We start from the raw sequence: 14,355 nt of genomic DNA on the forward strand, positions 1-14,355 counted from the left end.
CTATGATCCTCCGTAAACTTGCAGCCCGAGCGTGACGAGCAGGCCTTGGATCATTGGCCACGCGCCCACCGCGAACACGACGATCAAAAGGAATTGCACCGGCAGCAGGACGGCGCTGAGAACGGCCAGGTCCTTCGGGCCGTAGCCTTCGTCGTCGAGTCCTCCGAAAAGCGCGACCGGCTTCGCGCAGATCATGAGCGTTTGGCAAAAGCCGGTCGCTGAGACGAGAACAAGCATCACAAGGAGGGGATCGAGCCGCGCTGTCGACGCAATCATCAGGACCGGTGGCAGCAGCACCGATACGCGCGCCGTGCGACTGTGAATAAGGAGATGGCTGAAAAGTCCCAGCAAAGCGAGCAACGAGAGGAGGGCCAGCGGCCCCAAGCCGACGACCCGCATTGGGTTCACCGTCGTCTCGATCAACCATTGATGAAGACCCGACGCCACCAAGCCGTCTGCCAGGCAGATGGTCGCCGCAAGGAATAGGAGCAGCTTCCACTCGGTACTCTTAATGGCATCGTCAAACCTCACCGCGCCGAGCCCCGGAAGCGATGCGACGAGAGCGCCGCTGAGTGCGATGACGGTGGCATTGAGCCCGTGAACAGATTCGGTCAGCCACGCGATCACAACGCCCGCGGCGATCCAGAGTATCGGCTGCCGTGCCAACCCGACCCCATCATTGCTTGCCGTGGCCGGCAGCAAAAGCGCTGTCCGCCGTTCCCCGGGTGACAGGAAAAGCCGGAGAAGACACTCAACTGAAACAAAGGTGCTCACGGCCGCAAACGGCAGACCGAGGGCGATCCATTCCAGGTAGCTCACCTTCACCCCTGAGAGGCGGTTGACCATTTCGATCGCCAGGAGATGGGCACCGGCCCCCACGGGCGACGCAAAGGCCGAGAGGAGAATAACGGTGGGAAACAACAGCGCGAATGCCCTTCGCAACCGAGCATTCCCACAGCGCCCCGCGACCGCCTGATAAGCCGGGATCATTAAGGCTGCCCGACCCGACGTTGACGGAATAATGAAGGCTGTGGCGACCATGACCGCCGTCAAAGCATACGCGACCGCGCGAGCCGACCGCATGCGTCCTATCACGAGGCCGAGAATGCGATCCGCGATCCCACTTGCCTTGACGGCGGCCGCAAGGATAAAAGAGGCGAGCAACAGCCAGATTAACTCATCCCCAAGCGCCTGAAACAGCGCCCCGGGATCACGGTTGACGAGCAGCGCCATTGCCAATCCAGCGACGATAGCAACGAAGGTGTCGTCGAACGGCGTCAAGGTCCAGCCGATGATCGCGACAAGCAGGATCTCGAGCGCTCGCCGAGCGTCCGATGAGAGAGCGGGGAGGCCGAATTCGATAGTGACAACGACGAGACATGCACCGGTTCCGATCAGCGCGGCGCGCCACACCGGCCAGACCGCCGTCATCTTTTTCCCGAGAAGGGAGCCGATCTCAGCCTGGAACTCCACTTGTACCAACCGAACCTCTTCGAGCTTGTCGCCGATCTGGCGATCGGGCAGGCGCACCGTCGTCGCACGTCCCAGCATTCGAATTTAGGGGCTTTTGGTTAGACGGACCGGAGAGCTCCGGTTAGAATTTGGTGAGAGACGCTAGTGGATCGCCAGCAGGGATCATCCGCATGACTGTTCGAGGTCGCATCCTCCTGTTTCAAATCCTCATCCTCGCCCTTGTCGGGCTGATTTCCGGATTGGCACTCGCCACACTGCACCTAACGGAACAATTCGTCCGCCGCGTAGACAGCGTCCACGGCCGATTTGAAGCTCTTGCAGAGCTCAATGGCCAAGCCAACAACTACACCGAGCAAGTCGCCGAGGTCCTGCTGCTCGGGCCTGAGCAGATGCCGGATTTCGAGGCGGCACGAAGAGAACTGTATTCCGGATTCCATAAGTTGGAAGGCGCAACGCGCGAGGAACTTGGTGCTCTCGGCTTTTGGAGCGACAAAAGCCAGGAGGAGGGCGAGCTCGAGTTCGTCGGCCGCATCAAGGCGCTGTTTGAAGCTATCGATCGAGCTGCCCAACGGCTGTTCAGCCAGCGATCAAGAGGCGAGCCGGCAGGCGTCGTGGAAAGCTTCCGGAACGATGTAGAGCATCGGCTGGAGAGCGATTTCGAAGGAATGATCGAGGCTGCCTTGCACGAGGAGCGCAGCGAGGTTGGATCGGAACTCGAACGGGTTCGTGGTGCGCAATGGCATCTTCTGCTCATGACCGGCGGTTCCTCCACCTTGCTCATGTTGGGCAGCCTGGGCTTCGGCCTCGTTCTGCGACGGTCGATCGCCGCACCTGTGCGTGAGCTGAATGAAAGCGCCAAAGCCATCGCCGCAGGTAAGCTCCACCATCGCATCCCCGCAACGGGGATCGACGAGTTCGCTTCTTTGTCGCGAAGTTTCAACAGCATGGCCGAGGCGCTTGAGATCGAGCGTGCCGCTCTGATTTCGGTCCAGGGCCGGCTGGAGGCTGAAGTTCAGCTGCGCACGCGCGAGCTTCGCGAAGCGAATAGACAACTCATGGATCTCAACAGCCGGCGAACCCAATTTTTTGCGGAGGCAAGCCATGAGCTACGCACGCCGCTGACGATTCTCCGTGGAGAGGCGGATGTTGCCCTTCGCGGTCAACCGCGTGTTCGACCTTACGGGAAGGCCTTGAGCCGAATCCGCAACTACGCCGAGGATATGGCTCGCAACCTAGAGGATCTTCTCGCCGTCGCCCGCTCTGAAGCAGAAGATATGAGCTTCTCCTCGCAAATCATCGATGGCGGCGAGGTTGTGAAGGCGGCCGTTCAGGAGGCGTCCGTACTCGCTACCCCCAGGCAAATATCCGTTGATCTCTCGCTTAACGCAGACCGTGGCCTCATTCGAGGTGACGCCCAGCGCCTCAAGCAGGCGCTGCTGATCGGCTTCGACAACGCCATAAAGTATTCAAAACCACACCAGACGATCTCGGTTGAGATGACCGGGCGGGAGGGCCTGCTTGAGATTGTCATCCGCGATAACGGCTCCGGCGTCGGCGCCAGTGATCTTCCGTTCGTGTTTGATCGCTATTATCGCGGACATGCTGGCGAGAAGTCTGTTGCCGATGGGCTCGGTGTTGGCCTTGCGATCGCCAAGAAGATCATAGACAGGCACGACGGCACGATCGGCCTTGAACGGATTGAGCCTTCGGGAACCCTCCTCAGAATCAAACTCCCGCTGGTACAACACACCGATGATTCGAATCCTGATCGTTGAAGACGACCGGCGTGTTTCCGATTTCCTTCGCCGAGGGCTGGAGGCAGAAGGCTTTCACGTGAGTATCGCGGAGGACGGTCGAGAGGGATTGGCCGTCATTCGCACGGATCCGTTCGATCTGGTGATCCTGGACCGCCTGCTCCCCTACCTGGATGGTCTTGAGCTGTGCCGGATCGTTCGATCGGAACAGTGGCCGGTCCTCATCCTGATGCTGACGGCCAAAGAGACAATTCAGGATCGCGTGGATGGGCTCAAGGGCGGTGCCGATGATTACCTGACCAAACCGTTTGCCTTTGATGAACTGGTGGCCAGGATTGACGCCCTGCGCCGACGCCGTCCGGGAACAGGGGAGGAGCAGCCGCTTCGAATCGGCGGCCTCAATCTCGACACGAGCGCTCGCCGTTTAACGGATGGCGGCCGGGAAATCCGCCTCACCCGACGTGAATTCGACCTTCTGCACTTCCTGATGCTTAATGCGGGAAAAGTGGTTAGCCGCCAGCGCATCCTCAACAATGTCTGGTCATACAGCTTTGAACCCGGGACCAAGATCGTGGAGGTGTACATTCGCTATCTCCGGGCCAAGCTAGGACCAAGTGCGTCAGCCGGCATTCAGACTGTCCGCGGGGTCGGCTACGTGCTGGTTGAGCGAAAGGCATAGAAACGGAGCCAAATTCCTGGCGACCAACTTGTCTGTCTGGCGCGCGCTGACGGTGACCGAGGTCAATCCCGATCACGCGCCAGATGAGCGCGAAACATTCGGTCTTCTGATTGCGATGCTGTCGAAGGCGTTTTCGTCGAATGGCAGTTTACACCCCTCTGCTGGCGCAAAACCGCTTTCATGCTTCGTGTGGAAATCACCCGTCGACTTGATCATGCGGCCTCCAGCAGTCTCTTGCCAACCTTGCAACGGCGATGGCAGCGCGCTTCTGATGTTCGCCTGCCGTCAGAACTTCACGGCGAGATCGACCTGCCTTAATCTGCGGTCCAACCTTGTCTCCTACGCCGTTACCAAGGGCCATGACGCCCCTCCGCCGGCCGCGCGATCAGATCGACCTCCATGATCTTGCCGTCGGCGTTGAAGCGGATACCTTACCACTTCAAGAACCGTCCCTCAGAAAATCTGAACGATCATCACAATTGCTGCTACCGCCATGACCGCGGTTGCAACCCAACCGACGATCCTCATCACCGCGGGCACCGTTGCCTTGCCCATGATGTCGCGCCGCCCCGTCATCAGCATCATCACAGCCATCACCGGAACGGCCACGACGCCATTGACCACCGCGCTCCAGTAGAGGGCCTTGATCGGATTGACGGGGGTGAAGTTCAAACAGGCGCCGAGAAGCGTCGCGACTGCGATGGTCAGGTAGAAGGCCTTGGCCTCAAATGGCTTGCGGTCGAGGCCGGTTGGCCATTTGCGCGCTTCGCCCAAGGCATAGCCCGCCGAGCCCGCCAGGACCGGTATCGTCAGCAGGCCGGTCCCGATCACACCCAGGGCGAAGATCCCGAACGCAAACGCGCCAGCCACGGGTTTCAGCGCCTCGGCGGCCTGGCTGGTCGACTCGATGTCGGTAACGCCGCTGGCATGCAGCGTCGCACCGGCCGTAATCATGATCGCCAAAGCCACGAGATTGGAAAATGCCATGCCGATATATGTGTCGAGCCGGATGCGCTCGATCGCGCTCTCGGCCTGCTCCGGCGCTTTCTTGAGCGGCTTCCGCCCGGGCTTGACCTTCTGGTCTTCGACTTCCTGCGACGCCTGCCAAAAGAAGAGGTAGGGGCTGATGGTGGTGCCCAGGATCGCCACCACCGACGTCCAGAAGCCCGCATCGGCAGTCAATTTTGGGATGAAGAGGCCTTGGGCGACCTCGCCCCACGGCACATGCACAACCAGTACAGTGCCAAAATACGCAAAGAGCGAAAGCGTGAGCCATTTCAGTACCGAGACATAACGGCTGTATTTGAGGAAGACCTGCAGGACGACGGACACCGCCCCGAGCATGATGACGTAGGCGAGATGTGGTCCGCCAATAATCAGTTTCAGGGCGTCGGCCATGGCGCCGAGGTCGGCGCCGATGTTGATGATGTTGGCGATGAGGAGCAACACGACGACCGACTGAAGCAGCCAGTTCGGATAATACCGTCGCATGTTCCCGGCGATTCCATGGCCGGTGGTGCGTCCGATCCGGGCGCTGATCTCCTGCACGACTGACATCAGTGGATAGCTGAAAAGCAACGTCCATGTAAGGCCGAAGCCGAACTGCGCACCCGCCTGAGAGTAAGTGGCGATGCCGCTCGGATCGTCGTCGGACGCTCCTGTTATCAGGCCGGGTCCAAGGATACCAAGAAGCCGAGGCTTCGACGGGCCAACAACCGCATCGTTCTTTTGCATGCTGAAAGGTTCCCTCCGCGAGCGGAGTAACTCGCGGCCTTGGCAAAAGCTCCGTCATGCAAAAAATTATCCTCCGCGGGCGACTATGTTGCTTGGTACCTAGGCGTCATGCTCGCCCCGCTTCACCCCCCGCCATTCGTTCGCGCGGCGGCAGCATTTTTGTTTGGCCGGGATCGCTTGGAACGAAAACAAGTTTCCCTCGTTCGGTTTGGCGACGCCGGGCAGAAATATGCAGGACCCATGCTTTGAAGAGCCGGTGATCATCGAGACGAAAAAGCCAGGGCGTATCGCACTTTGGTCAGCGTCTCAGAGGCGGCGATTTCTATGACAGACAGCCGGCCTGAAGAACATAGCCAGCGTCACAAGGCGGCACTTCAAGCATGCACCGACCGGAGTAGCGACCACCGCAAGCGAGTTGGACAAACACACCGAGAAGAGCGCGTGCCCGCCTGGAAGCGCGGGGCTGCTCTTCTTTGAAAAATTGCCAGAGGGGGTCTCAAGGCAGCAGATGTTCTCGCTCCAACGGCTGAGCCCGGATTGATTCCGGGCCGCGATACGAACGGGGCTCACGAATCTGGCAAGTGTCCGGTCAGAACGGGGTTCGAGTCCACATCGTGGGCTCCTTCGAAACATGGCTTATAAATCAGCGACTTACGCGGCGGTTTTGGTGGGTCCGAAGGACATACGGAAGTGTTGATTTTATTGACTTTTTCGTGGACCAAAATCAAAAGTCTTCCCGTATGGTTCCGCAGCTATTGCCAGTGCATCACGCTAAACCATCCTGCTTCGTTCCGCCGCCGAGTTGAACATAGCGACCCCTACTGCCGAAATCTGAAACCGGCGATCTCGAAGGCTTCTTGGTTTTTGCGCAAACTTTTTTGGCCGGCATGCGTTGTTCGTTCTTCGAGCAGAGGAGAAAGCCATGCAGACGAAGTCGCAGACATCAGCTGAAGCCGCCAAGCAACGCCATATCCAGCGCGGCATCGACGCCAAGGATGAGAAAAAGAGCAACGGCAAAACGCAACACGCGATGCAAGCCGGCGCACGCAAATATCCCGAGCCGCCTTTTCCCGAGCAGCATCAACCCAAACCTGGGCACGAATGGGCAATCGAACCGGCTCCGCTCTACGATGCGCCTTACTACCTAGGATCGAAAAAACTCGACGATAAGGTAGCGCTTATCACGGGTGGTGATTCTGGCATCGGCCGTTCGGTGGCTGTCCTGTTCGCTCGTGAGGGCGCCGACATTGCTATCGTTTATCTGGCCGAAGACAGGGACGCCGAAGCGACCAAAGCCGCTGTCGAAGAGGAAGGCCGGCGTTGCATTCTGATAAAAGCCGATGTCAGTAAGCGCGAGCATTGCCGCAACGCTGTGGCGTTGACGGTTGTGAAATTTGGCGGGATCGACGTGCTGGTCAACAACGCCGCTTTCCAGATCCATTCCACCGACTTTAACGACCTGACCGAGGAACACTTCGACACGACGCTGAAGACCAATCTGTACGGCTATTTCCATATGGCGCAGGAGAGCGTGCCGCACATGAAACCGGGCTCTGCGATCATCAATACCGGATCGGTGACCGGCATCGACGGTTCAAAGCAATTGGTCGACTATTCGATGACCAAGGGCGGCATTCACGCCTTCACGCGGGCGCTTTCAGGCAACCTGATCGGCAAGGGCATCCGGGTAAACGCGGTCGCGCCAGGTCCGGTGTGGACGCCGCTCAACCCCTCGGACAAGGAAGCCGACGACGTCTCGAAGTTCGGCGCGGACACGCCGATGAAACGGCCAGCACAACCGGAAGAACTTGCCCCGGCTTACGTATTCCTCGCCTCTTCGCAGTGCTCGAGTTACATCACAGGAGAGATTCTGCCGGTTGTCGGTGGCTACTGAGGTCGCGCGATGTATTTCATTGCGTGCTGCCGACTATGACGGGAATGGCCCACGAAGGGGCCGTCTCCGGGAGACGCTTGCCGCGCTCCATCGGTTCTAGAAAAGCGGTCGCAAGCTGGTGCTTGTCACCGGGCGTGAGTTGCCCGATCTCAATGCCGACGATCTCTGGCTTGGCCGGGATCGTCGACAGGCAATTGGTTCTTACCGACCGATTCGTTGGTAATTTCGTACAGAATTTTCGTACCGAAGAAGCCGTTTCAGCGCCGGGATCAGGCGCCCCGGCGATCACAAACCAGCGTCCTGCTGCGGTTCGGGCCGGGCTCCTTGGCGAAAACCGGATGGCGGGCGAGCAGCCGCGCCCTTCGATTTTCATCGCGAGGGGCATGGTCGGATCTTTCATGTGAACTACTTTGATCGCCGGGGTCGCGTGACCAACGCTTAGAGCCGCCGAGGAGAAAATGCTGTCTGATCCGACCGTGCTTATTTTGATGTATTTCGTCCTGCCACTCTGGCTTGTGGCCGGATTCGCAGATTGGCTATGTCATCGCGCCTCGCACATCGAGACAACGACTGGTGCCAAGGAATCTCTCATCCATCTCCTGATGTTCACCGAGGTCGGCATTCCGCTGCTGGCGGCTATGTTCCTCGATATCAACGCCCTGGTTATCGCAGGCATGCTAATTGCGTTTGTCCTCCATGAGACCACCGCCATGTGGGATGTAACCTACGCGACGACGGCGCGGACGGTGACGCCGTTCGAACAACATATTCACAGTTTCCTGGAAATGATCCCGCTGATGGGGATCATCATTGTCGCTTCCCTGCACTGGGGTCAGTTTCTCGCACTCTTCGGGTTCGGATCCGAGCCGGCGCGGTTCAATCTGGTTTGGAAATCAGAGCCTCTGCCTGTTTTTTACATCGTAACCATGCTGATCGTCGTGCTGCTGTTCGAAGCCCTGCCCTATATCGAAGAATTCATCCGCGGCCTCCGAGCCAATGCCGGGAAGCTGATCCCCGAGAAGGCCCGAGACGCCGAACCCGGCCAGACTACCCGCCGCTGAGTTTGCCCCCGAAGCCACGATTTGTCTCCGGAAAGCGCGTTTCATTAAGCCGGATTTTTTAGAGCGCGAGTTCGTCGCCTACGGTCGATGCTTCGCGCGTTTCGCCGAGCGACTCTGAGCTCGGCAAGGGTCGGCTGCCACCAACCTCTGGAATGTTGGGCAGATCCGGCCTCATGACGCGCAGGCCACGTCTTGATAAGTTCAGCGAGCGTTGCTGATCGCCAGGTTCCCCAGACGTAGTCGAGGCCCGCCCTCATATGCCGATAGACAGCGGAAAATTCAGGCTCGACCAGTTCACCAGATGCGTCCGTGAAGATAATTACGCCATATTGGTCGGTGGCAACGGCGCGGCCAAGTGGCGGCAAATCTACCGCCAGCACCGGATGGCGATGACGGCGCCGTTCGGCGTTTCGCAATTGTGCGGCTCTCTCCGCTTCGGAAATCCCTCGCTCCTCACGTCGTCGTTTCCTTGCTTCGGGTTCGGCGTGTTGGGCAGCCTGCTCGATTTCTGGCCAGTGCCGCCGAAGGTCTTCATAAGACCGAAACGGCACGCGCCAAGCCCGCAGGTCCTCGTCCCAATTGGCCCAGGGAATTTCACGTAGTTGCTTCAAGACAGCCTGCGAATAGGGCGTACGAACAAGCAGATCGTTTGCCACCTCGATATAGGGGCTGGCGATCGGATCAAAGGCGAAGGCATCCCTGCCCCTGCTATCTGCGTGGGCCGCCACCAGGGCGGCCTCACGCGCCAGCCAACGATCGATGCGACGCGCAGCCGTCTTGCCAGGCACAAACCAGCTTTTCCGCTCGTCGCTCCATCGCGCCCGCGGGAAGAGTTCACGGAACCGCTCCACTGTCATGCGGTCATACGGAAATTCGGCAACTGCGCCGATCGTCTCTCGTTCTCCACGGCTGGGATGATGATCGTCGGACCGTTTCACCTCACGTCCTCCAGATCAGCGAGTGAGTTGTGGCCAACACTCCAAAACCTCCGCCATGCTGGCCGCCTCAATCTGCTCACTGAAGCGTGAATGGTAGACTTCCATCAGCGCGTCATGGGTCTGGTCGGCAGAGCTGCAGATGGCATCCGTGACGAGAATGACGCGAAAGCCACGATCGATGGCACCAAGCACGGTCGCGAGAACGCAAACGTCGGTTTCGCCACCGGTAATCACGAGCGCACGCACGCCTGATCCACTCAACAGCGCGTCCAGGCGCCCCTCTGTCCAAGGCGAATAGACGTGTTTGTCGACCACCGTCGCCGGCGGAACGAATCGTGCAAGTTGAGGCATCAGCTCGATCAGGCGTGGATCGATGTTTGAAAGGGTTACCTTCGCCCACCGACGATAGTAGTTTGCCCACATGCCCGGCGCCTCGCCCGGGCGGTTGGCAGGAATGAAGCGCGTGAACAGGGTACGTCTGGCATGTCTGGCGACCAGTTCTTCAATCGCCGGGAGCACCTTTTCAGCCCACGGCACGGACCAAGGTCCACCCGGCGCAAACAGGCGCTGCATGTCGACGCACAGGTGCAGGCCATTGTCGCCTATGGGTCCGTGAATCAATCCTTGGGCGGCCACTGCTGGATTCCGTCGGGTTTGGATTACTGGCTTGCCTGCCGCGCTGCATCGGCCTCAGCCACGTCAACGGTGCAAAGCAACTCACCGCTTTCGTTGGACACCCTCACAAGCCAGCCGGACAGAGCGTCCGTGCCAGGCTGCAGGTCGGCGAGAAGATCGATTGCGCAGCGAATAGCTTCGGACCGGGCCGCGTCAAGGCTCGCCATCCTCGACGGCGGTATGCGTCGGCTGGTTTCGCCATCGCGATACTCAAAGACGTATACATCGCCGGCGCCGTCGCTTGCAGAGGTCATCTCAACCTCGTCGAAATTGCCGTTGCTGCTCGCGTCATACTCATTGGCCGCGAGCTCGAAAGTCGCTGTCTGGATCAGGATTCCCTTTGCGCGCGCAAGCACCTCATCTTCAGCCTGTATCCCGACATTTGCCATGTCCACGGTGACGCAGTCGCCGCCCTCGCCGCAAAATATGACCCGGCGAATCGACTTGCCGTCTGGCGCCCTGGCATTCACCACTTCGGTTCGAACGACTTGCATGACACTCTCCTGGCTGTATCTGACAATGTTCATGGCGCGCTTTCGGTTCCTGCGGAGGCAGGGAGCCGGCCGGGCAACTTAGCGGCTTGGGCCACCGCCAAAGGCCATTCGGAACCCAAGGCCAATAATGAAGAGGCCGGCGATCCGCTGCTGCCAAAGCCGCACACGAGGCCGCGTCAGGATCCAGGCGCCTATACTGCCCGAGGCCACGGCGTAAGTTCCCAACACCAACACGCCCGTCATTTTCTGAGTTGCTCCCAGCAGCAACAGTTGAAACGTCACGGAACTCCCATGCGGGTCAACGAACTGAGGCAGGAACGCAACCATGAACGTGATGGGCCACGGATTGAACAGATTGGCAATCACGCCTTCCCTTGCCGCGGCAAGGGCCTTGATCGGGGTCGTAGCCGGCCGGGCCCCCTAGCCCGAGCCATACGAGATACGCCGCTCCAAGCCATTGGAGTGCATCAAGAGCCAGCGGGGAGGTTCGCACGAGAGATGAAACACCGAACGCTATCAGGGGAAGCTGAACCATGCCGGCGCCGGCCGTCATTCCCAGTACCGTATACAGCGCAACTCTGCGTCCCTGCCCTATGCCGCGCGCCATCACCAGCATGCTATCTGGCCCCGGAGGCATCTGTAGCAGGATGACCGTTCCGACGAACGCTATCCAGTGGGCGGGATCGATGACTTGTTCCTCTCAATAATGATGCTCTTGTTGGAATTGGAGCGGCGATATCGCCGGTCAACGAGAAGCGGCTGCACCGCGCCCGTTGCGCAGAAGTTGCTCATCGGATGTCGCGTTTAGCATTGACTGCGTAGCCGCGACCGCCTTCCTCCACGATCGTCTCGGCAATGTATTCCTTCAGGTCGCCGACTTCATCCTGAATGTCCTCGGGAGCGATGCTTTCATCGTCTGCGTCCGCGATGCATTGGCTTGCGAGTTCCTCTGCGGCATCGACACCCTCCGGTACGAGAGCAGGCTTTTCGATCACATGCTCCTCAATCCATTCTCCGACAAAATGGGCTGTACGGTTCACGATGAGGTCGGCGTCTTCCGAGAGTTGCGCCTCAGTTTTCAAATGGTCCCTGGTCGACACTTTCATGGAACTCACCTCGACAAATGGGCTCCCTTCCAACGCCGATGGGTTGCCAAAAGATGCACCGTGCCGATGAAAAATCGCTGTCGAGACCGACAGGATTTTTCCCCGCCGGACATTGACCGCGCACCGAGCCCTCGCCCTAGGAACAATTCGCACGGAAACGCGTTGCCGTAGCTGGAACAGGATAAGCAAAATGGTCGCGCCACGTGCTGCCTGGAAGGGCTTCTTGAAGGTTGGTTCGGTTACTTGCGGCGTGAAGATTGTCGGCGCCACCAGCGAAGCATCCAAGATTCATTTCAAGATTTTAAACCGCAAGGACGGTCTGCCGGTCAAGAGCGTCTACGCCGACGAGGAGACCGGAAAGCAGGTGGATGCAGCGGATCAGGTGAAGGGTTTCGAGATCGAAAAGGACGAATTCCTCCAGATCGAACCTGACGACATAAAGGCATTGAAGCTGACGTCGAAGCACACGCTCGAAGTCGGCGAATTCGTATCGATTGATGACATCGATACGCGCTATCTCGAGAAGCCCTATTACCTGATCCCGGCCGACGGTGCCGCCATCGAGGCGTACGGAGTGATCCGCGATGCCATGAAGAACAAGGGCGTCGCGGCCCGCTCTTGCGTGGTGCTCTACCAGCGCGGCCGCGAAGTCCTGATCCAGCCCTATGGCAAGGGCATGGTGATGACCGAGCTCCGCAACCACAACGAAATGGTATCGGAAAGCACTGTGTTCGATGGACTGACCAAGCAGAAATACGACCCCGATCTGCTCGAAATCGCCGGTATGCTTATCGACAAAAAGGTGACGACCTTCGACCCCTCGAAATTTGAAGACACCTATGAAGACGCGCTGATCGCCATGATCGATGCAAAGCGCAAAGGCAAGAAGCCGCCGAAGCCCGCACCCAGGCCAAAGGAGAACGTCATCAACCTCGCCGAAGTGCTGAAGAAGAGCCTCCAACAGGAGGGGCTGGCGAGATCCAAGAACAGAGCCTCACCGAAACGCAAGACTGCATAGTTGATAACTGCCCGGGCGAGGCGGTCCGCACAGCGGGCCCAGCCGTCCCTAATCGCACGGAACAATTCTCGCGGTTGGTCGTTGGCCACCGAAGGAGAATGCAGCATGGCCGAGATCAAGAACGTCAACAGGGCAGTCGTCAAAGAGCCAGAGGCGGCGGATGCGCCCAAAGGAGCCGGAACACAGGACTCCGATCGGGCGCCGGCAAGCCCCACCACCGCTGGCGCCATCGATAAAAATATACGCGGTGTGAAAGACCCTTTCGCTGCCAGACGCAGCGGCGCGCGACCCGTGGCGGGCAAAACCCCACGCCCAAGCGAAAGACCCGGAGAATAGATTTGCCCCCCAAACCAGAGCCGACCGAAGAGCCACCCGTGGATGCGCCGACATGGACGCCGGACATACGCGAGCCTGATCCCGATCTTCTTCCCGACGAATTGCCAGTCCCTAACCCGGACGAGAACCGTGATCCGCCGAAGCGAGCCGTGGTGACAGACCGAACAGGGGTTTGGTCCCACCTCCTCCTGGAAATTTGACAGGATGGCCTGAGGAATCAGCGCCCTGATGGATCATTTGAGGGCGGCTCGCGTTGGTTCACGCAACCATTCGGAGAAACGACAATGTCGGAAGACAGAAACGAACGCATTCGGCGCCGTGCATATGAAATCTGGCAGCGCGAGGGCGCGGCTGATGGCGAGCACGAACGTCACTGGCATCAGGCGAGTGCCGAGATCGATCGGGAAGACGACGAGCTGGGCGCGCGGCCGGGCATCTCACCAGGCGCAGCGATGCCGGGCGCAGTCACGATACCGTCGGGCCGTCCGGACGTGCTCAGTGTCGAGGCCCTGGCGATGAAGACCGGCATCACCGGCGACCAGGCACAGGAACTGTTCGACAGGATCGGGGATGACAACCAGGCGCTCGAACAGGCCGCCATGAACCTGAAGGCAACTGGGATTCCGTCGCAGCAAGAGGGGAAGAAGCGATCAGTTCGCTGACATTTCGCGGATGGCGCGATGGATTACATCATTCGAAATGGCAGCCCGGCTGACGACCCTACCCCTGATCCGCCACTATCGGGCGTTGTGGGAAAGCTATGGCGTCGACCCGATCCACATCAGGGCCGATGCTGAAGAGGTTACGCTCGACTTCATTATTTCAGGTCGCCGGCACTATCAGCTCGCGACCTTCTTTGCCGAGGCGGACGAAGTTGCGATCGGGTCGCTCGCCTGCCAGATCGAACATCTGCCTTATCCCGATGTCACCGTGCCGTCGTTTCGCAAGCATGGCTATATCTGGAGCGTCTTCGTTGAACCTGCAGCCAGGCGAAACGGCGTGGCGGCAGCTCTGGTCCAGGCGGGCATCGACTATCTGAGAACGATCGGCTGCACCAAAGCGGTCCTTCATTCATCCGATGCCGGCCAAAGCGTTTATCTCGCCGCCGGCTTCAAGATCGCCAGTGAAATGCGACTGGATTTGACGGCGCCGAATGTTTGATGGATTGGGCTCGATTGTGGATCCGCCCTAGC

The 14,355-nt window shown here is 59.3% G+C and carries 18 protein-coding genes; 8 read left to right on the forward strand and 10 right to left on the reverse strand.

The annotated features are described in order from the left end of the window. Entirely contained in the window at window positions 1–1,551 is a 1,551-nt protein-coding gene (locus ACYHH6_RS25860) for an SLC13 family permease (RefSeq protein ID WP_352584234.1), read from the reverse strand. Window positions 1,552–1,643: 92 nt separating this feature from the next. On the opposite strand from ACYHH6_RS25860, the gene ACYHH6_RS25865 reads away from it, so the two are divergent. Both ACYHH6_RS25865 and ACYHH6_RS25870 read left to right on the forward strand, forming a co-directional pair. Continuing rightward, window positions 1,644–3,248 (forward strand): sensor histidine kinase, encoded by a 1,605-nt coding sequence (locus ACYHH6_RS25865; protein WP_352584232.1) that lies wholly within the window; start codon window positions 1,644–1,646, stop codon window positions 3,246–3,248. Continuing rightward, a complete protein-coding gene (locus tag ACYHH6_RS25870; protein WP_352584230.1) occupies window positions 3,226–3,906 on the forward strand; it encodes a response regulator transcription factor in 681 nt (226 codons plus the stop codon). The genes ACYHH6_RS25865 and ACYHH6_RS25870 overlap by 23 nt, the downstream gene beginning before the upstream one ends. 72 nt (window positions 3,907–3,978) lie before the next feature. On the opposite strand, the gene ACYHH6_RS25875 is transcribed toward ACYHH6_RS25870, so the two are convergent. Further along, the gene (locus ACYHH6_RS25875) at window positions 3,979–4,122 is read right to left on the reverse strand and encodes a hypothetical protein (RefSeq protein WP_352584229.1); all 144 of its coding nucleotides are present in this window, start codon (window positions 4,120–4,122) and stop codon (window positions 3,979–3,981) included. A gap of 237 nt (window positions 4,123–4,359) precedes the next feature. After that, window positions 4,360–5,640, reverse strand: coding sequence for an Nramp family divalent metal transporter (locus tag ACYHH6_RS25880; protein ID WP_352584227.1), 1,281 nt, complete (start codon window positions 5,638–5,640; stop codon window positions 4,360–4,362). Between the two features lie 922 nt (window positions 5,641–6,562). Between ACYHH6_RS25880 and ACYHH6_RS25885 the strand changes: the two genes are divergently transcribed. Beyond that, a complete protein-coding gene (locus ACYHH6_RS25885; RefSeq protein ID WP_352584225.1) occupies window positions 6,563–7,534 on the forward strand; it encodes an SDR family oxidoreductase in 972 nt (323 codons plus the stop codon). A 16-nt stretch (window positions 7,535–7,550) separates the two neighbouring features. Here ACYHH6_RS25885 and ACYHH6_RS25890 read toward each other — a convergent pair whose 3' ends face one another. Continuing rightward, the gene (locus ACYHH6_RS25890) at window positions 7,551–7,934 is read right to left on the reverse strand and encodes a hypothetical protein (protein ID WP_352584223.1); all 384 of its coding nucleotides are present in this window, start codon (window positions 7,932–7,934) and stop codon (window positions 7,551–7,553) included. A 58-nt stretch (window positions 7,935–7,992) separates the two neighbouring features. Here ACYHH6_RS25890 and ACYHH6_RS25895 point away from each other — a divergent pair, with 58 nt between their 5' ends. Further along, complete coding sequence (locus tag ACYHH6_RS25895; protein WP_352584222.1) at window positions 7,993–8,595, forward strand: diguanylate cyclase; 603 nt, start codon at window positions 7,993–7,995, stop codon at window positions 8,593–8,595. Window positions 8,596–8,639: 44 nt separating this feature from the next. Here ACYHH6_RS25895 and ACYHH6_RS25900 read toward each other — a convergent pair whose 3' ends face one another. From ACYHH6_RS25900 to ACYHH6_RS25925, 6 genes are all read right to left on the reverse strand, one after another. Then, entirely contained in the window at window positions 8,640–9,533 is an 894-nt protein-coding gene (locus ACYHH6_RS25900; RefSeq protein WP_352584220.1) for a hypothetical protein, read from the reverse strand. Window positions 9,534–9,548: 15 nt separating this feature from the next. Further along, window positions 9,549–10,169: a cysteine hydrolase family protein gene (locus ACYHH6_RS25905; RefSeq protein WP_352584219.1), complete on the reverse strand. Its 621-nt coding sequence runs from the start codon at window positions 10,167–10,169 to the stop codon at window positions 9,549–9,551. 23 nt (window positions 10,170–10,192) lie between these two features. Beyond that, window positions 10,193–10,702, reverse strand: a complete 510-nt coding sequence (locus tag ACYHH6_RS25910) for a DUF6894 family protein (RefSeq protein WP_352584217.1) — start codon at window positions 10,700–10,702, stop codon at window positions 10,193–10,195. 78 nt (window positions 10,703–10,780) lie between these two features. Beyond that, window positions 10,781–11,068 (reverse strand): LysE family translocator, encoded by a 288-nt coding sequence (locus ACYHH6_RS25915; RefSeq protein ID WP_352584215.1) that lies wholly within the window; start codon window positions 11,066–11,068, stop codon window positions 10,781–10,783. Continuing rightward, window positions 11,001–11,339 carry a LysE family translocator gene (locus ACYHH6_RS25920; RefSeq protein WP_488500483.1) on the reverse strand — a complete coding sequence of 113 codons (339 nt, stop codon included), beginning with the start codon at window positions 11,337–11,339 and terminating at the stop codon, window positions 11,001–11,003. The genes ACYHH6_RS25915 and ACYHH6_RS25920 overlap by 68 nt, the downstream gene beginning before the upstream one ends. Window positions 11,340–11,490: 151 nt before the next feature. Then, the gene (locus ACYHH6_RS25925) at window positions 11,491–11,808 is read right to left on the reverse strand and encodes a hypothetical protein (RefSeq protein ID WP_352584213.1); all 318 of its coding nucleotides are present in this window, start codon (window positions 11,806–11,808) and stop codon (window positions 11,491–11,493) included. 190 nt (window positions 11,809–11,998) lie between these two features. On the opposite strand from ACYHH6_RS25925, the gene ku reads away from it, so the two are divergent. From ku to ACYHH6_RS25945, 4 genes are all read left to right on the forward strand, one after another. Next, window positions 11,999–12,826, forward strand: coding sequence for a non-homologous end joining protein Ku (gene ku, locus ACYHH6_RS25930; RefSeq protein WP_352584211.1), 828 nt, complete (start codon window positions 11,999–12,001; stop codon window positions 12,824–12,826). Window positions 12,827–12,931: 105 nt separating this feature from the next. Then, window positions 12,932–13,162, forward strand: coding sequence for a hypothetical protein (locus ACYHH6_RS25935; RefSeq protein WP_352584209.1), 231 nt, complete (start codon window positions 12,932–12,934; stop codon window positions 13,160–13,162). 284 nt (window positions 13,163–13,446) lie between these two features. Then, a complete protein-coding gene (locus ACYHH6_RS25940) occupies window positions 13,447–13,824 on the forward strand; it encodes a DUF2934 domain-containing protein (RefSeq protein WP_352584207.1) in 378 nt (125 codons plus the stop codon). A 37-nt stretch (window positions 13,825–13,861) separates the two neighbouring features. After that, complete coding sequence (locus tag ACYHH6_RS25945; RefSeq protein ID WP_352584206.1) at window positions 13,862–14,323, forward strand: GNAT family N-acetyltransferase; 462 nt, start codon at window positions 13,862–13,864, stop codon at window positions 14,321–14,323. Window positions 14,324–14,355 lie beyond the last annotated feature (32 nt).

It is taken from the genome of Mesorhizobium sp. P171375, assembly GCF_057786075.1.